Below are 24,491 nucleotides of genomic sequence, written 5' to 3'. Positions count from 1 at the left end.
CGGAGACAATAGACATGGCAAAAGCTGAACGCACACCGGTCATGTTCGTGCATGGATTGTGGCTGCACTCCTCCAGCTGGGAAGGCTGGGCCGAACGGTTCAGGGAAGCCGGCTACGAGCCGATACTGCCAGAATGGCCGGGTGTCCCCAACAGCGTTGCCGAGGCGCGCAAACATCCGGACCAGCAGGCCGGTGTAGGATTGATGGAGATTTCCACACATCATGCCGACATTATCCGCAAGCTCCCGAGCAAGCCGATCCTGATCGGGCATTCGGTCGGCGGATTCATTGTCCAGCATCTGCTCGGTCAGGATCTGGGTCGTGCCGCCATCGCCATTTGTCCGGGGCAGATCAAAGGCGTGTTCGCCATTGCCCCAGCGCAGGCCCGCTCCACCATCGCGTTTCTGAGCAACCCTGCGAACACGAAGCGGGCGGTGTCGCTGAACCCCGCCCAGTTCCGCTTTGGCTTCGCCAATGCGGTGTCGCAGCAAGAATGCGACGAGATGTATAGCAAGTGGACGATACCGAGCCCAGCCAGGCCGCTATTCCAATTGGCGCTCGGGAATTTCATTCCAAACTCACCGGCAAAGGTCGACACGGCCAATGCAAAGCGCGGTCCGCTGCTACTGATGTCCGGCAAGCTGGACCACACCGTTCCGGATGTTTTGACCCGTTCGACGTTCAAGCAGTATCGAAACTCGTCAGCTTCGACCGAATACAAGCGCTATGATGATCGCGGCCATTCCCTGATCTGCGATAGCGGTTGGCCGCAACTGGCTGAAGATTCTCTGGCCTGGCTAAAGGCGAAGGGGCTGGGAGCATAAGCCACAGCATCCTATGATTGCCTATGATTGCCTATCAATCCCCCATCTCCCCCGGCCGTTCCTGGTATGAGGACAGTATCGGCGAGCGTCCGGTCTATGCGGCGCTCGATGGCGACAAGACAGCTGACGTCGTCATCGTTGGTGGCGGTTACACGGGATTGTCAGCCGCGGCGCATCTGGCAAAAGCCGGCGTCAACGTGGTTCTGTTGGAGCAGCACCGGGTCGGCGACGGCGCATCCGGGCGCAACGGAGGACAGCTTGGCACCGGCCAGAGGGCATGGGCCGAGGAACTCGAAGCCGATTACGGTTTGACGCGCGCCAGGGCACTATTCGACGTCGCCGAGGAGGCCAAGGCGCATCTTCTGGAATTCACGTCGGCGAACGGCATCGACATCGATTATATACCGGGACAGCTCTCGGTCGCCCACAAGCGGCGTTATGTCGATGATTACAAGGCGCATGCCGAGATCATGGCGGAGCGTTTCAATTACCCGCATGTCGCCTTCATGGACGCTGCCGAAACAGCCGAGCGGCTTGGCTCCAACCGCTATTTCGGCGGTACGCGCGACACCGGCACCGGCCACATCCATCCGCTCAAGCTGGTGATCGGCACGGCGCGGGTTGCCGCCGAAGCCGGCGCACAGTTGTTCGAGAATACCCCATCGACGGGCATCATCTCCGCTGGTGGCAAAGTGCGGGTGACGACGCCGAAAGGCACGGTGAAGGCAGACAAATGCCTGATTGCGGTCAACGCCTATGGCGGCGATCTCGAGCCGGTGAGCGCAGCGCATATCATGCCGATCGGCTCGTTCATCGGCGCGACCGTGCCGCTTGGCTCTGAGTCAACCGTGCTGCCCGGCGGCGAGGCGGTCGACGATTCCCGCTTCGTGGTGCGCTACTTCCGCAAATCGAAAGATGGCCGGTTGCTGTTCGGCGGACGCGAAATCTACGGCGTCAACGACCCGAAGGACATCCATATCCATATCCGCCGGCAGATCGGCGAACTCTATCCGGCGTTGAAAGATGTCGAGATCACCCATGGCTGGGGCGGCTATGTCGGCATAACGCTGCCACGCAAGCCTTTCGTGCGCGAGGTGATGCCGAACGTCATCTCGGCGGGCGGCTATTCCGGCCATGGCGTGATGCTGTCGAACTTCGTCGGCAAGCTCTACGCAGAAACCGTTTCAGGCAACCGCGACCGGCTCAAACTGATCGAAGATTTGAAGATTCCTGCCTTCCCCGGCGGCCGCCGCCTTCGCGCCCCGCTGCTCTTCCTGGCGCTCAACTGGTACGCACTTCGCGACCGAATCTAGTTTTCGATGTTGATTTCGCGACCAAGAGCGCAGAGATGCCACAATTTATCATTTAAATTGTTGCGGGGGTGCAATACAAAGCGACGTTTCGCGTATTGCCCGCTTGTGGGACCGATGCACATTCAAGGACCTTGTCCTTAAGCATGAAGAACATCGGCCCTTTTTGAGAGGTGGCTGAAGTGAAGGGGCCTTTCCGTTTCGGCTCGCCAAAACAGCAGCGTTTGTCGATGCAGTACGGCTATGCCGCGCGGCCGTCGCTCTGGCACGACATCAAGTCGCAGTCGCATCTGATCATCGCGGGTGTCGGCACCGTGGCGCTGCTCGGTGTTGCCGGCGGTGCACTTTGGTTTGCCATGCCAAGCGGCGAACGGCAGGCCTTTGCCGATCCCAAGCCGGCGCAAACCACTGAATTCGCTTCAGTTGCAAAGCCCGCCATCGTGGCGGGCAAGCCACAAGCGGCCGATGTCGCCGCAATACCTGCGAAAACGCCTCCTTCTACGCTCAGCAAGACCGCATCGGCCGAAGTCGCAAAACCCGTTGTGGCTGCTTCCGGCGTCAAAGCCCCGCGTCCCATCGACGAGGAGGCCAAAAGCGCCGTCGTCGCGACAGCGCGCGACGCAGAACCGGAACAGGGCGACACCGACCAGGAACTCGCCTATGCGAATTCGTCCGACAAGGGCGACGCCGGCCAGGCGGCGGAGAAGCTGGCCCATCCGGACGGGGCCGAAACAGCAGCCATACCGACGCCGAGGCCAAAGACGCCTGCCAAGCAAGCGAATACCGAGAAGGCAGAGGCGGAAACAGACGGCAAGAGCGGACAGATATTGCGCGGCGTGACCATGCGCAGCGGTCCCAAGAAAGGCGCTTCCGCTATCGGCACGATCCCGGCGAAAACCTCCGTCGAGGTGCTTTCCTGCAACCAGTGGTGCCAGGTGATCTACAAGGGCAAGCGCGGCTGGATCTACAAAAGCTTCGTGCGCACCGGCGGATAAGAGCGGCGCAATCCCTACCTTCCAATTCGCTAGGCTGCACCGAAACGATAGTGCAGCCGGACGCCCCCTTTCGGCATCGATTGCGCGCTGACCAGCGTGGGGCTGGCCGTAAAGCCGGTTGCCGGAAAGAGCGGCCTTCCGCCCCCAAGCATCTCGGGGATGACGTAGATTTCAATTTCATCGAGCGCGCCGCGTTCCAGGAAAGCCATCTGCAACCGCCCGCCGCCAAGCATCCAGACATCGCCATCGTCCAGCGTCCGCAACTCGGCTATCAGCGCGTCGATATCCGCCCTAACCTCCATTGGACCTTTCGGGTCGCTGATGGGCTGCGAGGTGACGACCAGAACCCGCTTGTCACCATAGGCCCAGGGCGCAGGTTCGCGCGCGATGAAATCATAGGTTCCGCGCCCCATCACCACGGTACGGATGCCCTGCAGGAACAGGCGATAGTCGTGCTCGCCGAGATCCATGTCATCGTACTTGAACAGCCAATCCAGACTGTCATCTTTCGTCGCAATGAAGCCATCCAGGCTGACGGCGATATACCCCAGGATTTTGGCCACTGATCATGCTCCTTGCAATATAAACGAATATTCATTTATATTAGACCATGGGACGAACCAAGAGCATTTCCGACGATTCAGCGCTGGATTCTGTACTGGACCTGATTGCCGAAACCGGCCCGGCGGGATTGACCTTCGCCCGCGCGGGACAAGCTGCCCGGCTTTCGCCAGCAACGCTGGTGCAACGCTACGGTAATCGGGATGCTCTGCTCGAGGCGGCGCTATTGCGCGCATGGGATCGGCTGGATGCCGAAACCGCGGACGCGGACGCGGAAGAACCGCTGACACCGGACGGCGCGATCCGTATCCTGCTCCGCCTGATGCCGCCTGAGGCCGCCGAGAAAAACGCGACCGACGGCCTGCTTCTGCTGCGCGAAGACATCCGCAATCCAGTCCTGCGCGCGAGAGGGGCTGACTGGGGAACGCGTCTCGCCAACATCCTGGGAAGACGCCTCGACGCCGCTCAGGAAGGCGAGCGCCTGGGCTGGCAGATGGCGAGCGTCTGGCTTGGCGCCCAGACCTGGTGGGCGTTTACGCGAAATGGCGCGCCCGATGTAGCGATCCGCAAAGCGCTGGAAGACTGGTGCGGAAGCGCGCTGGCGAAGAACCGCAACGCGCCCCGTTGAAAACCCCAGCTGAAATCGACAAAGCCGCCAAAAACCTAGATGCAGCGACCGCCATCCACCTCCAGCGCGACGCCGGTGATGAAGGCTGCTTCGTCGGATGCAAGCCAGAGGGCCGCGTTGGCGATGTCGAGTGGCGTTGACAGCCGGCCGAGCGGAATCGAGGCGCGGAATTTCGCCCGAATTTCCGGTGTGTCGGCGCCGAGGAATTTTTCAAGCATCGCGGTCTCACCCGCCACCGGACACAGGCAGTTGACGCGGATTTTCTTCGGCGCGAGTTCCACCGCCATCGACTTCGTCGCGGTGATCGCCCAGCCCTTGGAGGCGTTGTACCAGGTCAGTCCTGGCCGCGGCCTGAGGCCTGCCGTCGATGCCGTGGTGAGGATGACGCCGCCACCCTGCTTTTCCATCAGCGGCACCACGCACAGCGTCGAGTGGTAGATTGCCTTCATGTTGACGGCGGTGACCAGATCAAACGTCGCCTCATCGACCTCAAGCAGATCACCGTTGCGGTGGGTGTAGCCGGCATTGTTGACCATGATGTCGACGCGGCCGAACGCATCCAGCGTCGCGGCGATCATCTCGTCGAACTCGGCGCGCTGGGAAACGTCGGTCTGCGTCCAGATGGCGGCTTTGCCGATCTCACCGGCCACGCGCTCCGCGGCCTTGCCGTTGAGGTCGGCGATCACAACCCTGGCGCCCTCCTCGGCGAAACGCCGGGCCATACCTTCGCCAAAACCCGATGCCGCTCCGGTTATGACTGCAACCTTGTCCTTCAGACGCATCCGATCCTCGCCGCTTGTTTGACTTCACTCATGATGGAATACCACCGTCTTGGTGGCGGACATGTCGTAGAGCGCTTCGAAGCCCTTCTCGCGTCCGTGGCCGGACCGCTTGAAGCCGCCGAACGGCAGTTCGATGCCGCCGCCCGCGCCATAAGCATTGACGAACACCTGCCCGGCCCGCACGCTTTTGGCGACGCGATGCTGGCGGCCGCCGTCCTTCGTCCAGATGCCGGCCACGAGGCCGTAGTCGGTGCCGTTGGCCAGGCGGATCGCTTCCTCCTCACCGTCGAAGGGAAACAGCGCCAGGACGGGGCCGAACACCTCCTCCTGCGCCAATGCGGAGGCAGGATCGACGCCGCCGAACAAGGCGGGCGCGAAATAAAATCCGCCGGAGGGCGCATCCTTGTGAACCGTGCCCCGAGCCAGGATCTGCGCGCCAGCTGCTTCGGCCTGGGAAACCATGGCTGCGACACGCGCCTTCTGCTTGCTGTTGACGAGCGCGCCGAGATCGAGGTCGGCATCGTGCGGCCCCGCCACCAGTGCCGAAAAGCGCGTCGCCAGCATCGCGGCGAGATCGTCATATATGCGGCGCTCGATGAGAATGCGGCTGCCTGCCGAGCAGGTCTGCCCACCATTTTGAATGACGGCGTTGACCAGAACCGGCGCGGCCTTCTCGATATCGGCATCGGCAAAGACGATCTGCGGTGATTTTCCGCCGAGCTCCATAGTGACGCCGTGATTGTTCTGCGCCGCGGCCTGCTGGATGGCCGTGCCGGTGCCGGTGGAACCCGTGAAGGTGACATAGTCGACTAACGGATGAGCGGACAGCGCCGCGCCCGCGTCGCGTCCATAGCCGGTGATGACGTTGAAGACGCCTTCCGGAAATCCTGCTTCCAGAGCCAGTTCCGCCATGCGGATCGTGGTCAGCGAAGCGTCCTCGGCGGGCTTCACCACCAGCGTGTTGCCCATGGCCAGCGCCGCGCCAGCCACGCGGGCGAGAATCTGCAGCGGGTAGTTCCACGGGATGATGCCGGCGACGACGCCATGTGGCTCGCGCAACGTCAGCGCCGTGTAGCCGTCGAGGAACGGAATGGTGGTGCCGTGGATCTTGTCGGCGGCGGCGCCGTAGAATTCGTAGTAGCGCATCGTGGCGACGACATCCGCCCGCCCCTGCCGGAGCGGCTTGCCGGTGTCGCGCGATTCGAGCGCGGCCAGTTCGCTGCCGTTCTTTTCCACCAGTTGGCAGAGGCGGGTGAGCAGACGTCCGCGTTCGACCGCGGACATTTTCGGCCACGGCCCGCTGTCGAATGCCGTGCGTGCGGCTTTGACCGCGCGGTCGACATCGGCGGCATCCGAGGCCGGTATCGAGGCGAAGACCTGTCCGGTCGACGGCGAAACAACGTCGATGCGCGCGCCGGACCCAGCATCGACGGCCTTGCCGCCGATCAACTGCCGGAAAGCAACGCCTTCGGCGACCGTCGTCGAAAGATGCACGTCCATCGCGGTATCTGCTCCCTTTAGCTTCCTGCATCCGACATCTGTGTTGCCGGCGCAAGCACTGAAGACTATTGCGCGTCATTCCCTGTCCACATTGGTCCAATAATGAGCGGCTGATGTGACACCGTGGCGCAAGCAAACGATGACGTGCAAGCGAGAAACAGCCGAATTGGGCTGGCAAATTTAAATCGATTAGATTATATCCGCCGGAAAACCGGACGGTTTGGAACAAGCAGCGCATGACCAGTCAGATCATTCCCGTAGAGCCTTTCGACTTCATCATCTTCGGTGGCACCGGCGACCTTTCGGAGCGGAAGCTTCTGCCCGCCCTCTACTACCGCCAGCGCGACCACCAGTTTTCCGAGCCGACGCGCATCATCGGCACCTCGCGAACCAGGATGAGCGACGAGGAATTCCGGGCCTTCGCGAAACAGGCCATCACCCAGCATGTGAAGGCTGAAGACATCGACGCCGGCGAGCTGGACAAGCTGCTGGCGCGTCTTTCCTATGTTTCGGCCGACGCGCGGAGCGGCGAGGGTTTCGGCGATCTGAAGCAGGCGCTTGGCGACAGCGACCGCATCCGCGCTTTCTATCTGGCCGTCGCGCCGTCGCTGTTCGGGGACATCTCGCACCGGCTGCAGGAACACGGCATGGTGACGGCGAATTCCCGCATCATTCTGGAAAAGCCGATCGGCCGCGACCTCGATTCGGCCCGCGCGCTGAACGACCTCGTCGGCGAGGCTTTCCACGAACACCAGATCTTCCGCATCGACCATTATCTCGGCAAGGAAACGGTGCAGAACCTGATGGCGCTTCGCTTCGCCAACATGCTCTACGAGCCGCTCTGGAATTCCGCCCATATCGACCACGTCCAGATCACCGTGGCGGAAACCGTGGGGCTCGAGGACCGCGTCACCTATTACGACAAGGCCGGAGCGCTGCGCGACATGGTGCAGAACCACATCCTCCAGCTTCTTTGCCTGGTGGCGATGGAAGCGCCCGCCTCGATGGAGGCCGACGCGGTCCGCGACGAAAAGCTCAAGGTGCTGCGGGCGCTGAAGCGCCTGAACGGCAACGAGGCGCCGAAATCGACGGTGCGCGGCCAATACCGCGCCGGTGCTTCCGCCGGCGGACCGGTAAAGGGCTATGTCGAGGAGCTCGGCAACGACAGCAACACCGAAACCTTCGTCGCCATCAAGGCTGAAATCGCCAATTGGCGCTGGGCCGGGGTGCCTTTCTACCTGCGCACCGGCAAACGGCTCGCCACCCGCGTGTCCGAGATCGTCATCGAGTTCAAGCAGATCCCGCATTCGATCTTCGGCGAGAGCGCGGGCAACGTAAATCCCAACCAGCTCGTCATCCGCCTGCAGCCGGACGAAGGCGTCAAGCAGTTCCTGATGGTCAAGGATCCCGGCCCGGGCGGTATGCGGCTGCGCCAGATTCCGCTGGACATGAGCTTCGCGCAATCCTTCCAGGGTCGCGCGCCGGAGGCTTACGAGCGGCTGGTCATGGACGTCGTCCGGGGCAACCAGACGCTGTTCATGCGCCGAGACGAGGTGGAAGCAGCCTGGACGTGGATCGATCCCATCCTGCATGCCTGGGAGCAGAACGGCCAGGACCCGCAGGGTTATACAGCCGGAACCTGGGGTCCGTCCGCCTCCATCGCGTTGATCGAACGCGACGGCCGCACCTGGCACGAAAGCACCTGAAGGGATGTCCGCAACTTATCAATGGAATGCCTTCCCCGACCGGCAAAGCCTCGCCGAGGCCTTTGCAACGCGTATCGCCGGTTTGTTGCAGGCCGCCGTTGACAGCAAGGCCGGAGCCGTACTCGCGGTTTCCGGAGGCAGCACGCCCGGCCGGTTCTTCACCGCCCTTTCCAAAGTCGACATCAACTGGAGCAAGGTCACGGTAACGCTGGTGGACGAGCGGTTCGTGCCGCCAACCTCACCGCGTTCGAACGCTGCGCTGGTCGCGGCGAACCTTTTGCAGAACAAGGCAGCGGCAGCGCGCTTCGTGCCGCTTTACCACGCGGACGAAGATGTCGCCGTAGCGGCGGCCGAGGCCGGCGCAACGATCAACAAACTACCCCTGCCCTTCGACGCCGTCGTGCTCGGCATGGGAACCGATGGCCATACCGCCTCATTCTTTCCCGACGCGGAGCATCTTGACGTCTTGCTGGACCCCGCATCGGGGGAGTTCGTCATGCCGGTCCAGGCGCAAAGCGCTGGCGAGCCGAGACTGACATTGTCGCTTGCACCGATCGTCGCCGCCGGTTTTCTCGCATTGCATATCGAAGGGGAGGAGAAACGCGAGGTGTTCGAGACGGTCATGGGAGCGGGCGAGATCAAGCCCATCCGCGCCGTTATCGAAGCTTCGCCCCGAACCGTCCAGGTTTTCTGGGCGCCCTGACCGACCAAACGGGCCCTGCCTGTGGCGAGGCCCGACAAGGACCATAGCCATGACCGCCAGACGTGACATCGAAGCCATCACGGACCGTATACGGGAACGCTCCAGACCGACGCGAGAGATTTATCTTGGCCGTATCGCCGAGGCGTCGAGCCAGGTCGCCAACCGCGCCGTTCTGTCCTGCGGCAACCTCGCCCATGGCTTTGCCGTGTGCAGCCCTTCGGAGAAGGTGGCATTGGGCGGTGACCGCGTTCCCAACATCGGCATCATCACCGCCTATAACGACATGCTTTCGGCGCACCAGCCGTTCGAGACGTTCCCCGCGCTGATCAAGCAGGCTGCGGCCGAGGCGGGCGGCATCGCCCAGGTGGCGGGCGGCGTGCCGGCCATGTGCGACGGCGTCACCCAGGGCCAGCCAGCCATGGAACTGTCGCTGTTCTCGCGCGACGTGATCGCGATGGCGACCGCCGTCGGGCTTTCGCACAACATGTTCGACGCGGCCATATTCCTCGGCGTCTGCGACAAGATCGTGCCCGGCCTTCTGATCGGCGCGCTGACCTTCGGGCACCTGCCGGCTGTTTTCGTTCCCGCCGGGCCGATGACAACCGGCCTGCCGAATGACGAAAAGGCGCGCGTGCGTCAGCTTTATGCCGAGGGCAAGGTCGGGCGGGAAGAACTGCTCGAAGCGGAATCGAAATCCTATCACGGCCCCGGCACCTGCACCTTCTATGGCACCGCCAACTCCAACCAGATGCTGATGGAGATCATGGGCCTGCATACGCCCGGCGCTTCGTTCATCAACCCGAACACGCCGCTGCGCGAGGCGCTGACCCGCGAGGCGACCAAGCGCGCGCTGGCGATCACCGCCCTCGGCAACGACTACATACCGGTCGGCCGCATGATCGACGAACGTTCCATCGTCAACGGTCTGGTCGGCCTTCACGCCACCGGCGGCTCGACCAACCACACGATCCACATGATCGCGATGGCGGCGGCGGCTGGCATAAAGCTGACATGGCAGGACATCTCCGACCTTTCCGAAGCCGTGCCGCTTCTGGCGCGCGTCTATCCGAACGGGCTGGCTGACGTGAATCACTTCCATGCCGCTGGCGGCATGGGGTTCCTGATCCGCGAACTGCTCGACGCCGGTATTCTGCATGAAGACGTGCAGACCATATGGGGCGAAGGCCTGCGGCACTATACGGTCGAGGCGACACTGGGCGCGGACGGCGCGGTGGCGCGCCAGCCAGCGCCGATGCAAAGCGGCGACGAGAAGGTTCTCGTGCCCTACACCAAGGCATTCCAGTCGACTGGCGGACTGAAGGTGCTGAACGGCAATCTCGGCCATGCGATCATCAAGACCTCCGCCGTCAAGCCGGAGCGCCGCGTCGTCGAGGCGCCGGCAAAGATCTTCCACGGCCAGCAGGAACTGAACGACGCGTTCAAGGCCGGAACACTGACCGGCGATTTCGTCGCGGTTGTCCGCTTCCAGGGACCGAAGGCGAACGGCATGCCGGAACTGCACAAGCTGACCACGGTGCTCGGCATCTTGCAGGACCGTGGTCAGCGCGTTGCGCTGGTGACGGACGGGCGCATGTCGGGCGCCAGCGGCAAGGTGCCGGCGGCGATCCATGTAACGCCCGAGGCGCTGGAAGACGGACCCATCGCCCGCATCCAGGAAGGCGACATCATCCGGCTGGACGGCGAGGCCGGCACGCTGGAAGTGCTGGTGCCGGCGGGCGACTTCGCCCTGCGCCATCCGGCCAGCGCCGATCTGAGCGGCAACGAGTTCGGCATGGGCCGCGATCTGTTCGCAGGCTTCCGGCAACTGGCCGCGCGCGCCGACCATGGAGCGAGCGCGTTCGGCAACGTCTGAGAGCTGATCCCCGGCAAAAAGGGCGCCTCGCAACGCCCTTTTTCATGAAACGCCGCCTTACTGAACGGTGATTTCGGCCCGGCCGCCCGGCCTGACCGTAACCGGTCTTTCCCGCTCGCCGCCATTGTCAGGCTGGTGACGAATGACGACGTAGTCGCCCGCCTTCATTGTCTGGTTCCATTTGTCGCCATAGTTCAATCCCAGCGACGTTCGATTGCCCTGGATATCCTTTTTCGCGGCGACGATCTCGATCGAATAAGCTCCGGGAGCGCTGATCGACAGCACGCCGGCATTCATATCCACCTCGACCTCCTTGGTTTCGCCAACACGAATGTTGAAGGGCTGCTCGACACTGGCAAGGTCGGCGGTGGCGACGGCGACATAATCGCCGGCCGGCAGGTCGAATGTGCTGTCCGGCCCGTAGGAATGCTCGACGTCCTGGCGGGTGCCGTCGGTCTTCTTCTGGGCCTTGACGATCTGGAAGGCGAGGCCCGGCATCTCGATCTTGTCGCCGCCCAGAGCATAGAACGCGTTGATGACGACGCGGCCGACGCCAACGACGATATCCTTCTCCACCGTCTGGCCGGCCGCAAGCTGCACGGTCTCCGTCGCGTTGCCCTGCCCGATGCCGACAGTGACCTTCTGCTCGCCGGCCGGCACGACGATCTTCGTTTCGCCATAGGTGGTGGTGGTGCCGCCGGGATAAGCGAAATCGACGCGGGCGCTGACATTGATTTCAGCGCCCTGGCTTGCGCGCGGCCGTATCACCAGCGTTCCGGCATTGAGGACAAAGACCTGCTTGTAAACCTGCCCCGGCTCGACCTTGAGCTTCTGCTCGACCTTCGCCTCGCCATTGCGGGCGACGACGAGGTAGTCGCCGGGGTCGAGGTCACCCTTGTAGGCGCCATATTCCGTGGTGAGGTACTCGCCCTGCGAGCCGTCGTCCTTGGCCTTGTAGATTTCATAGGCGTTGCCATCCGTCACCGGATCGCCACCGGCAGAAAAAACGGTTGTCGGCAGGAAGTTGAACTCCGGTTTCTGTGCCTCCGGAACAGGTTCCGGAGCCGGAGCGGATTCAGACGCCGGCGCCGGTGCTGGTGAAGAGGCCGGCGGCGTGGATGGCGCCTGCTTCGGCGCAGAGACCGTTTCGGCCAGCGCCTGCTGCAAAGACTTCTCGTCGGACGCCTGGATGTATTTGCCGCCGGTGCTTTCAGCGAGGCAGGCGACCTGCTTGCCCTCTGCATCCGTCAGGCCGAAGCCGACGACGTTGACGGTGAAATCGACGCCGGCCGCCTCCAGCTCCCGGCCCAGCGCGCACGGGTCGCCCTCGCAGGTTTCAAGACCATCCGTGATGAGAACGACCGTCGCCTTGTCTTCGGTATACTTCAGCGCCTCGGCGGCCTGCTTGACGGCATCGGTCAGCGGCGTCTTGCCAAGGAACTTCATCGAATCGGCGGCAGAGGCGATGGCCCCGGCCGAGCCTGCGCGCGGCGGCACGATCAGCTCGATATCCTGGCACGAATTCTTGTCGCGGTGGCCATAGGCCATCAGGCCGATTTCGCGATCGCCTGGCACGGATTGCAAGACCGTGCGCAGAGACTGGCGCGCGATTTCCAGCTTCGGCTTGCCGTCGATCTGCCCCCACATGGAGCCGGAAGCATCGAGCACGATGATGACGCGGTCGGCGGCGGACGCTGCCGAAGTGTAAAACGCCGCAAGGCACAGCGCCGCAAGCGATCTCATGAACAACGACATCCGAATCCCCGCATCTGACAGCGGCGCAGGCTAAAGGAGCCTCCGGACGCGGACAAGGCAGCGACTTGTTTAAAACATGCAACGTTGACTTCCCCAGCGATCAATAGGTCGTGCGCCGTTCCTCGGAAGGCGGGCGGCCGAATTGCAGCCGGTAGCTCTGGGCGAAATAGGAATGCGAGGTAAAGCCGGTGGCGATGGCGACATCGAGGATCGGCATGTTGGTCTGCCGCAGCAGTTCGCGCGCCCGTTCGAGCCGCAGCCGCATGTAGTAGCGGCCGGGCGTCACCTTCAGATGGCGCAGGAACAGACGTTCGACCTGACGGACGGACAGGCCCGCCGATTTCGCCAGCTGCACGGCCGAAAGCGGTTCATCGAGATGATCGGACATCAGCTCGGCGATGCGCCGCAGCTTGTCGGACTTGCCGGTCAGGTCGCGCTCGGGGCCGACGCGCTGGCGGTCGCCTGCCGAGCGAATGCGCTCATGCTGGAACTGATTGGCGACGCCATTTGCCAGGCCAGGGCCGAAATCGCCGCGGACGATTTCCAGCATCAGATCCATCGAGGTGATGCCGCCGGCGCAGGTGTAGCGCTTGCGGTCGATCTCGAAGACGTTGCCAGTGCAGTTTATGTCCGGAAACCGTTCCATGAAGCCGGCGCGGTTTTCCCAGTGGATGGTGCAGCGGTAACCGTCCAACTGGCCGGCCTCGGCCAGAAGATGGGAGCCGACCGACAGCGCGCCGAGCGCACCGCCACGGCGGCCCCAACCGCGCAGAGCTGAAAGCACCTTGCTTTTGCCCGGAAATTCCGTGGTCAGACCGACTGAGACGAAGAGAATATCGACCGGCGGAATGTCGGCCACTGAATAGTCGATCTTGATCGGCAGGCCGTTGGACGCCATGACGGCCTCGCCATCGGCAGAGATCGTGGTCCAGCCATAGAAATCGCGGCCGAGCAGGCGGTTGGCCGACCGAAACGTGTCGATCGCCGCCGCCAGCGAGAACATCGGGAATTTGTCTACCAGAAGGAAGGCGAATTGCCTGCCGCCCTGGACGGGGCCTCCCGCGAACGGCTGTTCTACAGAGAGAGAGGATGGCGGCAAAGCGGTGCCTCGTGGTCAGAAAGTTGGTCTGTCCAGACCGGCTGCGAGATAGGCCGAGACAAGGGTGTTGGCCATGAGCATGGCGATGGTCATCGGCCCAACGCCGCCGGGAACTGGCGTGATCGCGCCGGCGACCTTCGCTGTCTCGGCAAAGTCCACGTCGCCCACGAGCCTGGTCTTGCCCTCGCCTTTCTCCGGCGCCGGAATGCGGTTGATGCCGACATCGATGACGGTGGCGCCGGGCTTGACCCAATCGCCCTTGACCATTTGCGGCCGTCCGACAGCCGCCACCAATATATCGGCGGTTCTGGCGAGCGCCGGCAGGTCCCTGGTGCGGCTGTGGGCGACGGTGACGGTGCAATTGGCGGCCAGAAGCAGATTAGCCATCGGTTTGCCGACAATGTTGGAGCGGCCGAGCACCACTGCGCTGAGGCCTGACAAATCCTTGCCGCGCACGCGCTCGATCAGCAGCATCGAGCCGGCGGGCGTGCAGGGCACGAAAGCCGTAGCCAGTTCGCCAGTGGTCAGCTTGCCGACATTGACGAAATGGAAGCCATCCACGTCTTTGTTCGGCGCGATGGCCTGGATGACCTTGCCGGCATCGATATGCGCCGGCAGCGGCAGCTGCACCAGTATACCGTGAATGGCCGCGTCGGCGTTGAGGTTTGCGATGATGCCGAGAAGTTCGGTCTCGGAAGTCGTCTCCGGCAGCGTGTGCTGGACGGAATGAAATCCGCATTCCTTGGCGGTACGGGACTTGGAGGCGACGTAGACCTGGCTGGCCGGGTCCTCCCCGACGATGACCACGGCGAGGCCGGGAACGCCCTTGCCTTTCGCCGCGAGATCGGCGGCAAGCGCCTTCACCTTGGCCACCACTTCTAGGGCTAGGCTCTTTCCATCGATAGTTTCAGCCATGGGATATCCTGCAGGTCAGTCGGTTCGAAACGCCATTGTCACGAAAAACGACGCCGGCAATCCCGACAATGCGCCCTTTGATGCCGTAAACCCGAAATTGCCCGGATTCCAGCAGCGAACGGTCTGGCACATCAAAAATGACGGGAATTTTGGCGCGCAGCGGAGCGGATTTCGCCAGCGCAGTGGCGATCAGCTCTCTTTGCGAACGGCGCCTGAGCCGGACGACAGTTTCTGCTTCAGAACGCGCCACAGGAACAACGGATTGCCCACCACATAGCGCCGCCACAGCCGTCCCGGCTCCACCAGAAGACGGAAGACCCATTCCAGCCGCAGGCGCCGCATCCACAGCGGTGCGCGCGGCACGGTGCCGCTGAGGAAATCGAGCAATGCGCCAACCGCGATCGGCAAGGTGCAATGGCGCGCGTCGATATGATTGGCGATCCAGAGTTCCTGCCTCGGCACGCCCATGGCGACCAGGAGAATATCGGGGCGCAGGTCGGCGATGCGCTGAATGATCTGCGGTTCCTGCGTGGGCGTGAAGAAACCGTCGTGGATGACTTCGAGCTTGTGCTGCGGCGTCATTGCGGCAAGCCGTTCCGACGCGGCCTCGGCATTGGCCCGGGAGGCCCCCAGCAACGCGACCGTCAGCGGCTTGGTGGAAGCCTGCAGGAAAGCCGGGACGAAATCGGTGCCGTTGAGATTGGCTGGAAACGGCGCGCCATAAAGAAGCTTCGCCGCCATATCGACGCCGATGCCATCGGGAAGCACGAGAAAATCCTCAAGCGCCCCGGCAAAAGCCGGATCCGCACACGCAATGTTTGCATTGTGCGCATTGAGGAAGGTGATCTTGGTGAAACGGCGCTCGCGCAGCAGACCGGTGAGCAGCGAAATCGCCTCGTCCCAACCGATGCTGAGAACGGGGATGCCGAGGATCGATTTGACGGGCCTTTCGCCTGCGGCAGCGTGGACGGCGTGCATGTTCATGAAAAAGCCCGCCGGGAAAGTGTTGCAGTGTTGCCCGGGATCATCCCAGCAGGCGCACAGCCGCGCGCCGCCACATCCTGAACGAGCAGGATGACAGACATCGGGTCAGCCCGACGCGCTGACGGAACAGGAAACAGTACCAAATGCAGATGCATCTCTCTCAATCCACTTCATGCAGGTAGCAAAACGCAATGAACCCTTGATTAAGACCCGGCAATCTTGGGTTGAAAACACCGAGTGAGATGCTGTTGCCGCGCAAGGTGATTAACAAATCCTTTCCGCCGACAAGGCGGTGCGAGCAGCAGCCATATCCGCGCATCTTCGGTTCGGGCTTCCCGCGGTTAAAGCAAAAGTCTAAGCAGGGCTTCGGCTCAGGAGACCACATTATGACGATCAGGCTCGTTCTCGCCGGTTGCGGCAATATGGGTTACGCGATGCTCGGCGGCTGGCTGAAATCCGGCAAGCTCAAGGCTACAGACGTGCTTGTGGTCGAACCGAACGAAACCTTGCGCCGACGCGCTGAGGACCTCGGCTGCCCCACAGTTTCGGAGGCCAGTGCGATCGCCGCCGGCGCAAGCCCCGAAATCGTGGTTCTGGCGGTCAAACCGCAGGTGATCCGCAAGGTAACCGAAGAGTACAAGCATTTCGGCAATGGACGCACGACGTTCCTGAGCGTCGTGGCCGGCACGCCGGTCGCCACGTTCGAGCAGATTTTGGGCACACGCACGCCGGTCATGCGCTGCATGCCGAACACGCCGGCGGCCATCGGCAAGGGCATGATGGTGGTATACCCCAGTCCGCTGGTTTCAGCGAAAACGAGAGGCTTCATCGCCGACCTGCTGTCGGCGAGCGGCGAAGTGGCAACCGTGGACGACGAGAGCCTCATGGATGCGGTGACCGCCGTGTCCGGTTCAGGCCCAGCCTATGTTTTCCATTTCATCGAGTGCCTGACGGCCGCGGCCGAGGAAGCCGGCCTGCCTACGGAAACAGCTAAGTTGCTGGCCAGGCAAACGGTCTATGGCGCGGCGTCGCTGGCAGCCGAAAGCAAGGACGATCCAGGCACGCTGCGCCAGCAGGTGACGAGCCCGAACGGCACCACAGCGGCGGCGCTCGGGGTTTTGATGGGCGAAGACCGGCTCAAGACGCTGGTGATCGAGGCAGTCGAGGCGGCAAGGGTCAGATCGATGGAACTTGGCGAATAATCCCTAACAAGGGAAACGATCAAGTTCCGTAAAGCATCTCGTCCTGCCGCTTGCGCAGCGCAAACAGGCGGGTGGTCGAGTCCGGAGCGGCATTGTCGACGGTCAGAAGTTCGCCCTTGCGGACCGGCTTCAGCACCTTGCCGCCTTCCAGCAGGCCGACAGGCACGGCGCGGCTGGCGCGGGCTTCCTCGACGGTCATCGTCCATGAGCGATAGCATGTCTCGCCGATGGCATCCAAGGTGTCGCCAGCCTTCAGGTCGCGCTTGGCGACTGCGCAGACTTCCGCCACCGGCCTTGGCAGCGGCACCATGTCGGGACGGCCATACAAGGCGATGCGGGCGGCGGTCAGCGGCACCTCAAGCGAGGTCAGGTGATAAGGCCGGAAGAAACTGTAGTAGGGACCGTGGCCGATATGCAGATCGTCCATGCGCTCGATGATGCGCGGATGCGTCGCCTCGACGACGACAAAGACGCCCGGCGCCACGCCCTTGCCGATCGTATAGTCCACCACGCCCTTGCGGCCGAGCACGCCGCCGTCCTCGCGCGGAATGAGCACCTTGGCGAGATCGTCGCGGTTGACATTGGGTCCGTGCATCCCCGGCACGTCCGGCACGAGGCCGGTGGCGTTGGCGATGGCGCACATCTCGACCATGGTCTTGGAGCCATCGACGAACTCCACCAGCATGCGCGGGTTCATGTTGCGGCGCGCGGCTTCCTCGCGATAGTCGTCCGGCACCGCATCGTGATTGAGCGGGTTGTTCTTGCCCTTGCCGGCGGAGACGATGGTGTAGCCCAGCGCCGAAGCGAATTCGATCAGTTCCATGCAGGACGAAGGCTCGTCGCCCGCGCCGACCGAATAGACGACACCCAGCCGGTCTGCCTCCTGCTTCAGCAGGCAGCCGATGGTGACGTCGGCCTCGACATTCATCATCACCAGATGCTTGCCGTGCTCCATCGCCATCAGGTCGAAATCGGCGGCGACGCCGGGTTTGCCGGTCGCGTCGATGACAATGTCGATCAGCGGATTTGTGACCAGGTTTTCGTTCGAGGTGATGGCGATCCTGCCGGCTTCGATTGCCGCTGTGACGCCTGAGGGAGTGTCGGCCTCGCAGGCCATGGCCTCGTCGCCATAGGCGATGCGAATGGCGTCACGCGCGGTATGCGGACGGCGCGTGGAAACGGCGCAGACCGAAATGCCGGGCATCAGCATGCCCTGGGTCACAAGATCGGTGCCCATCTCCCCCGAACCGATGACGCCTATGCGGACCGGACGCCCTTCGGCGGCGCGTCGTGCAAGATCTCGGGCAAGCCCCGTCAGGGCGACATTGGTCATGAGAAGTTCCGGACAGGCTTTGATTGTGGCCGCAATAGCAGCCAACACCCCTTACTTGTCAACGAAACAGGCCTTGCTCTAGATTCTTGTCGCCCGTTGGCGGCTGGTCACGATTGCAGATCGCCTGAAGCGGGAAGCGTCTGGATTTTGTTGAAGACGCCGAAAATGTTCTTTAATTCATTGAGCAGCGACGGCGTTGGTAAGAAACTGTCGCTCACGACAGTGGAGATTGAGCATGGATAAAGCGGTAAAAAACCCTGGCCCCGACCATCCCATTACAATCGAGCGCAACCCGGACCGAATCATCGTTACCTTTGCGCGGCAGATCATCGCGGACACCAAGGACGGGCTGATCCTCAAGGAGGCGGACTATCCGCCTGTGCACTATGTTCCGCTGAAAGATGTCAATGTGCCGCTGCTCAAGCGCACCGACCACACCACCCATTGCCCCTATAAAGGAGACTGCTCGTACTACACCATCGTCGTCGGCAAGGGCGGCGAGAACGCGGTGTGGCAATACGACAAACCCCACGAGGCAGTCGCCGCGATCAAAGATCATGTGGCCTTTTATCCGGATCGGGTCGAGATAACCAACCAACCGCCCGTTGGCAGGCCAGCGCTGGGCCGTACATCGGCTATCGGTGGACGATGGACTGGTGCTGCGAGAGAGGATTGAACTCTCGACCTCTCCCTTACCAAGGGAGTGCTCTACCACTGAGCTACCGCAGCTTCCGGACGCGGCGCTTCTGCCACATCACTCCCTTGAGCGCAAGTTGTGTGTTGTGGGCTTTTGTGCTGCCGTTTGCGACATGACCGCGCCATAATGCCGGCTCTTGCTGCGCGGCATGGGAACGGACGATGAGCGACAACCCCAGGACATCAAAGGCGGCCACCGCGCCCAAAAGTCAGGGCGACCAGCGCAAGGCGCGGCTGGCGGAGCAATTGCGCGCCAATCTTGCAAAACGCAAGGCGCAGGTGCGATCGCGCCGGACCGGACAGGCAAACATGCGCCCAGAGGGCATCGAGACCTCGGAAGACAGCAGCGATGGTTAGGGCGATACCGTTCCACACCCAGACTGTCGGTTTTGAGCAACGCGCGCGGAAAACATTGCGCAGTTCCTCTGCGCCATCACTCCAGGCAATCCTATTTCTTGAACCGGATCGGGCAATGGTTTAGACGGACCGATCTACGCTCAACCGATTAAAGCCGGAAAACCCGGCCAGGGGACGTTGTTTTATGGATCGTATCAGGATTGTCGGCGGCAACCAGCTTGCCGGAACCATCCCCATCTCCGGCGCCAAGAACGCGGCGCTGCCTTTGATGATCGCTTCGCTTTTGACCGACGAGACGCTGACGCTGGAGAACGTGCCGCATCTTGCCGATGTGGAGCAGTTGACTCGTATTCTCGGGAATCATGGCGTCGACTATTCCGTCAATGGCAAGCGCGACCATCAGAACGGCAATCCGAGCGGCTATTCGCGCACCATCAACTTCTCCGCCCGCGACATCGTCGACACCACTGCGCCCTATGATCTGGTGTCCAAGATGCGCGCATCGTTCTGGGTGATCGGCCCGCTGCTGGCGCGCATGGGCGAGGCCAAGGTCTCGCTTCCCGGGGGCTGCGCCATCGGCACGCGCCCGGTCGATCTGCTGCTGGAGGTTTTGCAGTCGCTCGGCGCTGAAATCGACATCGACAACGGCTATGTCATCACCAGGGCGCGAAATGGCCGGCTTGTCGGAAATCGCCACACCTTTCCCAAGGTGACTGTCGGCGGCACCCATGTCGCGCTGATGGCGGCGGCCCTGGCCAAGGGCGAGACGGTGCTGGAGAACGCCGCGCGCGAGCCGGAAATTGTCAACCTCGCCGAATGCCTGAACGCCATGGGCGCGAAAATCCACGGCGCCGGCACCTCCACCATCACCATTGACGGCGTCGACCGCCTGACCGGCGCCAGCGTGCGCGTCATCCCCGATCGCATCGAGACCGGCACCTATGCGATGGCGGTGGCCATGACCGGCGGCGATGTGCTGCTGCAAAACGCGCGGCCCGACCTGCTGCAATCCGCCCTCGATATCATCGGCCAGACCGGGGCCGAGATCACGCCGACCAATGAAGGAATCCGCGTCAAACGCAACGGCGGCGGCATTTCCCCCGTTGATGTGACCACCGAGCCCTTCCCCGGCTTCCCGACCGACCTGCAGGCGCAGTTCATGGGCCTGATGACGATGTCCAAGGGCAAGTCGCGCATCACCGAGACGATCTTCGAAAACCGCTTCATGCATGTGCAGGAACTCGCCCGTCTCGGCGCCCACATCACGCTGTCCGGCCAGACGGCCATCGTCGAGGGCGTGTCGAAGCTGAAGGGCGCACCGGTGATGGCGACGGACCTTCGCGCTTCGGTGTCGCTGGTCATCGCCGGCCTCGCGGCCGAAGGCGAAACCACCGTCAACCGCGTTTATCATCTGGACCGTGGCTTCGAACGGCTGGAAGAGAAGTTGTCCGGCTGTGGCGCGGTGATCGAGCGCATTTCGGCCTGACGGCCATCGGTTGAGGCCGGGCTGCGCCCACCACGGTTGCGCGGCCCGCAAAGACCGCCTAACAGAAAGGCGATCGAAACCTTCGCAGGTGCGAAATCCCTATGTCCGCACTCAAGCTAGCCGCCCTCGACGAACAGGACCTCGACATCATTTCCGCGCATGTGCAGGACGCGGTGATGAAGATCGGCGACCTGGAATATCTGCCGGCGCGGCAGCGTTTCGTGCTGCCGATGAACCGTTTCGCCTGGGAGGTGAAATCCGGCCTCTTCCGCCGGCATAATGAGCGGCGGCAGAGCGTGCTGCATTTCGACCGTGTCATCGGCGCCAAGACCAGCGGGATCGCGCGCGACAAGCCGGACGAGGTGCTGTCGCTGCTCGCCGTCAGCTTTGTGCCGCTGCAGGCGCCGTCCGGGTTGGTCGAACTGATCTTCTCCGGCGGCGGCGCCATCATGCTCGATGTCGAATGCATCGAGGCGCGGCTGGCCGATCTCGGCGGTGCCTGGCAGGCCACGTCCCGCCCCTTCCACAAGGCCTGAGCGATGGCCATCACGCTCCGCCAGTCCGATGCCGGTTTCGAACGGCGCTTCGCCGCCTTCCTGACAACGAAGCGCGAAGTGTCGGCCGATGTCGATGCGACGGTGCGCGAAATCATCGCCCGCGTCCGCGCCGAAGGCGACGCCGCGCTCATCGATTACACCAAGACATTCGACCGGGCCGATCTTTCAGCCGTCGGCATTGCCGTGTCGCGGGAAGACATCGCCGGGGCTTATGCAGCCGCCGATGCCGATACCATCGAGGCGCTGAAATTCGCCCGCGACCGCATCCGTTCGCACCATGAGCGCCAGCGGCCGAAGGACGACCGCTATGTCGATCCCGCCGGCGTCGAACTGGGTTCCCGCTGGACGGCCATCGAGGCGGTCGGTCTTTATGTTCCGGGCGGTACGGCCAGCTATCCAAGCTCGGTTCTTATGAATGCCGTGCCGGCCAAGGTGGCGGGGGTGGAACGCATCGTCATGGTGGTTCCGGCTTCCGGCGGCGCGGTAAATCCGCTGGTGCTGGTGGCGGCCGATCTCGCCGGCATTTCCGAAATCTACCGCGTCGGCGGCGCTCAGGCTATTGCGGCGCTAGCTTATGGAACCGAGACGATCAAGCCGGTGGCCAAGATCGTCGGCCCGGGCAATGCCTATGTCGCAGCGGCCAAGCGGCAGGTGTTCGGAACGGTCGGCATCGACATGATCGCCGGCCCTTCCGAAGTGCTGGTCGTGGCGGACGGCAGCAACGATCCGGAATGGATCGCCGCCGACCTTCTGGCGCAGGCCGAACACGACGTGTCGGCGCAATCGATCCTGATCACCGACGATCCGGCCTTCGCCGGCCGTGTAGAAGAAGCTGTCGCGCGCCAGATCAAGACCCTCTCGCGCGCCGAAACGGCGGCGGCGAGCTGGCGCGATTTCGGCGCGGTGATCCTCGTGGAGAATTTCGATCGGGCTTTGCCGCTGGTCGACCGTATCGCCGCCGAGCATGTCGAGCTGGCCATCGAGAATGCGGAAGGCTTCCTGTCGCAGATGCGCAATGCCGGCGCCGTATTCCTTGGCCGACACACACCCGAAGTGATCGGCGACTATGTCGGCGGTTCCAACCACGTTCTGCCAACGGCGCGTTCGGCGCGTTTCTCTTCCGGCCTTTCGGTGCTCGATTTCGTCAAGCGCACGTCCATATTGAAGCTCGGCCCCGACCAGCTTCGCGCCCTGGCGCCAGCGGCCATCGCGCTGGCCAAGGCGGAAGGCCTCGACGCGCACGGCCGCTCCGTCGCGATCCGGCTGAACATGTAGGCACCGATGTCGCCCTCCGGCCAGAACAACGCCAGGCTCATCGATGTCGAGCTCGACGAATCGATCGGCCGATCGACGCCGGATGTCGAGCATGAGCGCGCGGTAGCGATCTTCGACCTGATCGAGGAAAACAGCTTCCAGCCCGTCAATGACGATGGTAGCGGGCCCTACAGGCTGAAGCTGTCGCTGGCGGATTCGCGTCTCGTCTTCGCGGTCAGCCGCGAGGACGGCGACACGGTGGTCACCCATATCCTGTCGCTGACCCCATTCCGGCGCATCGTCAAGGACTACTATTTGATCTGCGAAAGTTACTACGACGCCATCCGCTCCTCGACGCCGAGCCATATCGAGGCCATCGACATGGGCCGGCGCGGACTGCATAATGAAGGCTCGCAAACGCTGAAGGAGCGGCTGGCCGGCAAGATCGACATCGATTTCGGTACGGCGCGCCGGCTGTTCACGCTGGTCTGTGTCCTTCACTGGCGCGGGTGACGGGAAAGCCGTGGCGTCAGGCGAACGCATCCCGCAATCCATCCTCTTCATGTGCCGCATGAATGCGGTCCGTTCGCCCATGGCCGAGGCGCTGGCGCGGCGCATGCTGCCCTCCGCGACCTTCGTCGCTTCCGCCGGTGTACGCACCGGCGATCGTGATCCTTTCGTCGACGCGGTGTTGGCGGAGGACGGCCTTTCGCTCGAAAATCACCATTCGAAAACCATGGAGGAGATGGAGGACGACTATTTCGACCTGATCATCACGCTGACTCCCGAGGCGCACCACGCTGCCATCGAACTGACCCGTTCGGCAGCCGTTGAGGTGGAATACTGGCCGACACCCGATCCCACGGCGGCCAGCGGCACCCGCGATCAGATCATGGCGTCCTACCGCGATGTGCGCGAGCGGCTGAAGGCGCGGATCGCCGCCCGCTTCCTTTCTGCGGTGGCAGGCGGCGAGGCCGATTAAGCGTGTTCACAAAGCCACTATAATCATATAGGTTCCGCGCCAATTCCAGCCGGGTCGCTGGAAACCAATCCAAACCAAAGGGTTCGAATGCCGAAGGAAGAAGTCCTCGAGTTTCCGGGTGTCGTGACGGAACTGTTGCCCAACGCGATGTTCCGCGTGAAGCTCGAAAACGAACACGAAATCATCGCCCATACAGCCGGCCGCATGCGCAAGAACCGCATCCGTGTACTGACGGGCGACAAGGTTCTGGTCGAAATGACCCCCTACGACCTGACCAAGGGCCGTATCACCTATCGTTTCAAGTAACGCGTCCGTTCCGGCTGGAATCGCGATGGCCAATTCGCAGAAGCTTGTGCTTGCCTCGGCCTCCCCGCGCCGGATCGAGCTTTTGCAGCAGGCCGGCATCGAGCCGGACCGGATCCTGCCAACCGACATAGACGAAACACCGCTGCGGGCCGAACATCCGCGCTCGCTCGCCAAGCGGCTGGCGAAGGAAAAGGCCGAAAGAGCGTTGCTTTCACTGATGGGCGAGGCCGGCTACCAGCCGGGCTTCGTGCTTGCCGCCGATACGGTGGTGGCGGTCGGCCGCCGCATCCTGCCCAAGGCGGAAACGATCGACGACGCTTCCTACTCGCTGCAATTGCTGTCCGGCCGCACGCACCGGGTCTACACGGGCGTCTGCCTGATTGCGCCAGGCGGCAAGGTGCGGCAGCGTCTTGTCGAGACACGGGTGCGCTTCAAGCGGCTGCCGCGCGCCGAGATCGACATGTACATCGCGTCGGGCGAATGGCGCGGCAAAGCCGGCGGCTATGCCGCGCAAGGCTTCGCCGGTTCCTTCATCGTCAAGATGGTCGGGTCGTTCACCAATGTCGTGGGCCTGCCGCTGTATGAAGCGGTGGCCCTGCTGGCGGGCGAAGGCTTCGACATCCACCGCGGCTGGCCGTCCAGCCGCCTTTCCTGACCGACACGGAAACGGCATGGCAAGACCA

At 62.9% G+C, this 24,491-nt stretch carries 25 protein-coding genes and 1 tRNA gene; 17 read left to right on the top strand and 9 right to left on the bottom strand.

Going from position 1 to position 24,491, the window contains the following annotated elements:
- Window positions 1–14: 14 nt before the first annotated feature.
- From ASD44_RS17740 to ASD44_RS17730, 3 genes are all read left to right on the top strand, one after another.
- The gene (locus ASD44_RS17740) at window positions 15–824 is read left to right on the top strand and encodes an alpha/beta hydrolase (RefSeq protein WP_056115004.1); all 810 of its coding nucleotides are present in this window, start codon (window positions 15–17) and stop codon (window positions 822–824) included.
- Between the two features lie 26 nt (window positions 825–850).
- The gene (locus tag ASD44_RS17735; RefSeq protein ID WP_056116475.1) at window positions 851–2,137 is read left to right on the top strand and encodes an FAD-binding oxidoreductase; all 1,287 of its coding nucleotides are present in this window, start codon (window positions 851–853) and stop codon (window positions 2,135–2,137) included.
- Window positions 2,138–2,316: 179 nt separating this feature from the next.
- On the top strand, window positions 2,317–3,129 hold the full coding sequence (locus ASD44_RS17730) for an SH3 domain-containing protein (protein ID WP_082542583.1): 813 nt from the start codon (window positions 2,317–2,319) through the stop codon (window positions 3,127–3,129).
- 29 nt (window positions 3,130–3,158) lie between these two features.
- Here ASD44_RS17730 and ASD44_RS17725 read toward each other — a convergent pair whose 3' ends face one another.
- Window positions 3,159–3,692, bottom strand: a complete 534-nt coding sequence (locus ASD44_RS17725) for a dihydrofolate reductase family protein (RefSeq protein WP_056114996.1) — start codon at window positions 3,690–3,692, stop codon at window positions 3,159–3,161.
- A gap of 47 nt (window positions 3,693–3,739) precedes the next feature.
- Between ASD44_RS17725 and ASD44_RS17720 the strand changes: the two genes are divergently transcribed.
- Window positions 3,740–4,318, top strand: coding sequence for a TetR/AcrR family transcriptional regulator (locus ASD44_RS17720; protein ID WP_056114993.1), 579 nt, complete (start codon window positions 3,740–3,742; stop codon window positions 4,316–4,318).
- A gap of 35 nt (window positions 4,319–4,353) precedes the next feature.
- Here ASD44_RS17720 and ASD44_RS17715 read toward each other — a convergent pair whose 3' ends face one another.
- Together ASD44_RS17715 and ASD44_RS17710 are read right to left on the bottom strand one after the other, a co-directional pair.
- Window positions 4,354–5,100: an SDR family oxidoreductase gene (locus ASD44_RS17715; RefSeq protein ID WP_056114991.1), complete on the bottom strand. Its 747-nt coding sequence runs from the start codon at window positions 5,098–5,100 to the stop codon at window positions 4,354–4,356.
- A 24-nt stretch (window positions 5,101–5,124) separates the two neighbouring features.
- Complete coding sequence (locus ASD44_RS17710; protein WP_056114987.1) at window positions 5,125–6,600, bottom strand: aldehyde dehydrogenase family protein; 1,476 nt, start codon at window positions 6,598–6,600, stop codon at window positions 5,125–5,127.
- Window positions 6,601–6,836: 236 nt separating this feature from the next.
- On the opposite strand from ASD44_RS17710, the gene zwf reads away from it, so the two are divergent.
- From zwf to edd, 3 genes are read left to right on the top strand one after another with little or no spacing between them, the layout of a single operon-like run.
- Entirely contained in the window at window positions 6,837–8,306 is a 1,470-nt protein-coding gene (gene zwf / locus ASD44_RS17705) for a glucose-6-phosphate dehydrogenase (RefSeq protein WP_056114984.1), read from the top strand.
- A 4-nt stretch (window positions 8,307–8,310) separates the two neighbouring features.
- Window positions 8,311–9,009 (top strand): 6-phosphogluconolactonase, encoded by a 699-nt coding sequence (pgl, locus tag ASD44_RS17700; protein WP_056114981.1) that lies wholly within the window; start codon window positions 8,311–8,313, stop codon window positions 9,007–9,009.
- 49 nt (window positions 9,010–9,058) lie between these two features.
- Window positions 9,059–10,882, top strand: a complete 1,824-nt coding sequence (gene edd, locus ASD44_RS17695) for a phosphogluconate dehydratase (protein ID WP_056114978.1) — start codon at window positions 9,059–9,061, stop codon at window positions 10,880–10,882.
- Between the two features lie 57 nt (window positions 10,883–10,939).
- Here edd and ASD44_RS17690 read toward each other — a convergent pair whose 3' ends face one another.
- From ASD44_RS17690 to ASD44_RS17675, 4 genes are all read right to left on the bottom strand, one after another.
- On the bottom strand, window positions 10,940–12,625 hold the full coding sequence (locus tag ASD44_RS17690; protein WP_244478799.1) for a VWA domain-containing protein: 1,686 nt from the start codon (window positions 12,623–12,625) through the stop codon (window positions 10,940–10,942).
- Between the two features lie 112 nt (window positions 12,626–12,737).
- A complete protein-coding gene (locus tag ASD44_RS17685; protein ID WP_156459882.1) occupies window positions 12,738–13,640 on the bottom strand; it encodes a GlxA family transcriptional regulator in 903 nt (300 codons plus the stop codon).
- Window positions 13,641–13,751: 111 nt separating this feature from the next.
- A complete protein-coding gene (gene folD / locus ASD44_RS17680; RefSeq protein ID WP_056114970.1) occupies window positions 13,752–14,651 on the bottom strand; it encodes a bifunctional methylenetetrahydrofolate dehydrogenase/methenyltetrahydrofolate cyclohydrolase FolD in 900 nt (299 codons plus the stop codon).
- 189 nt (window positions 14,652–14,840) lie between these two features.
- The gene (locus ASD44_RS17675; RefSeq protein WP_056114967.1) at window positions 14,841–15,635 is read right to left on the bottom strand and encodes a WecB/TagA/CpsF family glycosyltransferase; all 795 of its coding nucleotides are present in this window, start codon (window positions 15,633–15,635) and stop codon (window positions 14,841–14,843) included.
- A gap of 386 nt (window positions 15,636–16,021) precedes the next feature.
- Here ASD44_RS17675 and proC point away from each other — a divergent pair, with 386 nt between their 5' ends.
- Window positions 16,022–16,837: a pyrroline-5-carboxylate reductase gene (gene proC / locus ASD44_RS17670; RefSeq protein WP_056114964.1), complete on the top strand. Its 816-nt coding sequence runs from the start codon at window positions 16,022–16,024 to the stop codon at window positions 16,835–16,837.
- A gap of 19 nt (window positions 16,838–16,856) precedes the next feature.
- Here the strand turns inward: proC and ASD44_RS17665 are convergent, their stop codons facing one another.
- Window positions 16,857–18,170 (bottom strand): NAD(P)H-dependent oxidoreductase, encoded by a 1,314-nt coding sequence (locus ASD44_RS17665; protein WP_056114961.1) that lies wholly within the window; start codon window positions 18,168–18,170, stop codon window positions 16,857–16,859.
- A gap of 235 nt (window positions 18,171–18,405) precedes the next feature.
- Between ASD44_RS17665 and ASD44_RS17660 the strand changes: the two genes are divergently transcribed.
- Window positions 18,406–18,846: a DUF427 domain-containing protein gene (locus tag ASD44_RS17660; protein WP_082542530.1), complete on the top strand. Its 441-nt coding sequence runs from the start codon at window positions 18,406–18,408 to the stop codon at window positions 18,844–18,846.
- Here the strand turns inward: ASD44_RS17660 and ASD44_RS17655 are convergent.
- Window positions 18,825–18,899 (bottom strand) — tRNA-Thr (locus ASD44_RS17655). The two genes, ASD44_RS17660 and ASD44_RS17655, sit on opposite strands and share 22 nt — an antisense overlap.
- Window positions 18,900–19,028: 129 nt before the next feature.
- On the opposite strand from ASD44_RS17655, the gene ASD44_RS17650 reads away from it, so the two are divergent.
- From ASD44_RS17650 to ASD44_RS17615, 8 genes are all read left to right on the top strand, one after another.
- Window positions 19,029–19,223 (top strand): hypothetical protein, encoded by a 195-nt coding sequence (locus ASD44_RS17650; protein WP_056114958.1) that lies wholly within the window; start codon window positions 19,029–19,031, stop codon window positions 19,221–19,223.
- A gap of 184 nt (window positions 19,224–19,407) precedes the next feature.
- Window positions 19,408–20,709, top strand: coding sequence for a UDP-N-acetylglucosamine 1-carboxyvinyltransferase (murA, locus tag ASD44_RS17645; RefSeq protein ID WP_056114953.1), 1,302 nt, complete (start codon window positions 19,408–19,410; stop codon window positions 20,707–20,709).
- 101 nt (window positions 20,710–20,810) lie between these two features.
- Complete coding sequence (locus ASD44_RS17640; RefSeq protein ID WP_056114951.1) at window positions 20,811–21,245, top strand: DUF2948 family protein; 435 nt, start codon at window positions 20,811–20,813, stop codon at window positions 21,243–21,245.
- 3 nt (window positions 21,246–21,248) lie between these two features.
- Complete coding sequence (hisD, locus tag ASD44_RS17635; RefSeq protein ID WP_056114948.1) at window positions 21,249–22,541, top strand: histidinol dehydrogenase; 1,293 nt, start codon at window positions 21,249–21,251, stop codon at window positions 22,539–22,541.
- A gap of 6 nt (window positions 22,542–22,547) precedes the next feature.
- Window positions 22,548–23,033, top strand: a complete 486-nt coding sequence (locus tag ASD44_RS17630) for a UPF0262 family protein (protein ID WP_056114946.1) — start codon at window positions 22,548–22,550, stop codon at window positions 23,031–23,033.
- Window positions 23,034–23,082: 49 nt separating this feature from the next.
- Window positions 23,083–23,502, top strand: a complete 420-nt coding sequence (locus ASD44_RS17625; RefSeq protein ID WP_082542582.1) for a low molecular weight phosphatase family protein — start codon at window positions 23,083–23,085, stop codon at window positions 23,500–23,502.
- 87 nt (window positions 23,503–23,589) lie between these two features.
- On the top strand, window positions 23,590–23,808 hold the full coding sequence (infA, locus tag ASD44_RS17620; RefSeq protein WP_006200926.1) for a translation initiation factor IF-1: 219 nt from the start codon (window positions 23,590–23,592) through the stop codon (window positions 23,806–23,808).
- A gap of 25 nt (window positions 23,809–23,833) precedes the next feature.
- Window positions 23,834–24,463, top strand: a complete 630-nt coding sequence (locus ASD44_RS17615) for a Maf-like protein (protein WP_056114943.1) — start codon at window positions 23,834–23,836, stop codon at window positions 24,461–24,463.
- Window positions 24,464–24,491: the final 28 nt, after the last annotated feature.

This window comes from Mesorhizobium sp. Root554, from assembly GCF_001427025.1.
In the GTDB taxonomy this organism is placed as follows: Bacteria; Pseudomonadota; Alphaproteobacteria; order Rhizobiales; family Rhizobiaceae; genus Mesorhizobium.
This window is presented reverse-complemented; position numbering and strand designations above follow the sequence as displayed.

What these genes read in the sequence shown, in the direction of transcription:
- ASD44_RS17740 (WP_056115004.1), top strand. Translation starts at nt 15, where the DNA reads ATGGCAAAAGCTGAACGCACACCGGTCATGTTCGTGCATGGATTGTGG.
- ASD44_RS17720 (WP_056114993.1), top strand. Translation starts at nt 3,740, where the DNA reads ATGGGACGAACCAAGAGCATTTCCGACGATTCAGCGCTGGATTCTGTA.
- ASD44_RS17715 (WP_056114991.1), bottom strand. Translation starts at nt 5,100, where the DNA reads ATGCGTCTGAAGGACAAGGTTGCAGTCATAACCGGAGCGGCATCGGGT.
- ASD44_RS17710 (WP_056114987.1), bottom strand. Translation starts at nt 6,600, where the DNA reads ATGGACGTGCATCTTTCGACGACGGTCGCCGAAGGCGTTGCTTTCCGG.
- zwf (WP_056114984.1), top strand. Translation starts at nt 6,837, where the DNA reads ATGACCAGTCAGATCATTCCCGTAGAGCCTTTCGACTTCATCATCTTC.
- pgl (WP_056114981.1), top strand. Translation starts at nt 8,311, where the DNA reads ATGTCCGCAACTTATCAATGGAATGCCTTCCCCGACCGGCAAAGCCTC.
- edd (WP_056114978.1), top strand. Translation starts at nt 9,059, where the DNA reads ATGACCGCCAGACGTGACATCGAAGCCATCACGGACCGTATACGGGAA.
- ASD44_RS17690 (WP_244478799.1), bottom strand. Translation starts at nt 12,625, where the DNA reads ATGAGATCGCTTGCGGCGCTGTGCCTTGCGGCGTTTTACACTTCGGCA.
- ASD44_RS17685 (WP_156459882.1), bottom strand. Translation starts at nt 13,640, where the DNA reads ATGTTCTCGCTGGCGGCGGCGATCGACACGTTTCGGTCGGCCAACCGC.
- folD (WP_056114970.1), bottom strand. Translation starts at nt 14,651, where the DNA reads ATGGCTGAAACTATCGATGGAAAGAGCCTAGCCCTAGAAGTGGTGGCC.
- ASD44_RS17675 (WP_056114967.1), bottom strand. Translation starts at nt 15,635, where the DNA reads ATGAACATGCACGCCGTCCACGCTGCCGCAGGCGAAAGGCCCGTCAAA.
- proC (WP_056114964.1), top strand. Translation starts at nt 16,022, where the DNA reads ATGACGATCAGGCTCGTTCTCGCCGGTTGCGGCAATATGGGTTACGCG.
- ASD44_RS17665 (WP_056114961.1), bottom strand. Translation starts at nt 18,170, where the DNA reads ATGACCAATGTCGCCCTGACGGGGCTTGCCCGAGATCTTGCACGACGC.
- ASD44_RS17660 (WP_082542530.1), top strand. Translation starts at nt 18,406, where the DNA reads ATGGATAAAGCGGTAAAAAACCCTGGCCCCGACCATCCCATTACAATC.
- ASD44_RS17650 (WP_056114958.1), top strand. Translation starts at nt 19,029, where the DNA reads ATGAGCGACAACCCCAGGACATCAAAGGCGGCCACCGCGCCCAAAAGT.
- murA (WP_056114953.1), top strand. Translation starts at nt 19,408, where the DNA reads ATGGATCGTATCAGGATTGTCGGCGGCAACCAGCTTGCCGGAACCATC.
- ASD44_RS17640 (WP_056114951.1), top strand. Translation starts at nt 20,811, where the DNA reads ATGTCCGCACTCAAGCTAGCCGCCCTCGACGAACAGGACCTCGACATC.
- hisD (WP_056114948.1), top strand. Translation starts at nt 21,249, where the DNA reads ATGGCCATCACGCTCCGCCAGTCCGATGCCGGTTTCGAACGGCGCTTC.
- ASD44_RS17630 (WP_056114946.1), top strand. Translation starts at nt 22,548, where the DNA reads ATGTCGCCCTCCGGCCAGAACAACGCCAGGCTCATCGATGTCGAGCTC.
- ASD44_RS17625 (WP_082542582.1), top strand. Translation starts at nt 23,083, where the DNA reads ATGTGCCGCATGAATGCGGTCCGTTCGCCCATGGCCGAGGCGCTGGCG.
- infA (WP_006200926.1), top strand. Translation starts at nt 23,590, where the DNA reads ATGCCGAAGGAAGAAGTCCTCGAGTTTCCGGGTGTCGTGACGGAACTG.
- ASD44_RS17615 (WP_056114943.1), top strand. Translation starts at nt 23,834, where the DNA reads ATGGCCAATTCGCAGAAGCTTGTGCTTGCCTCGGCCTCCCCGCGCCGG.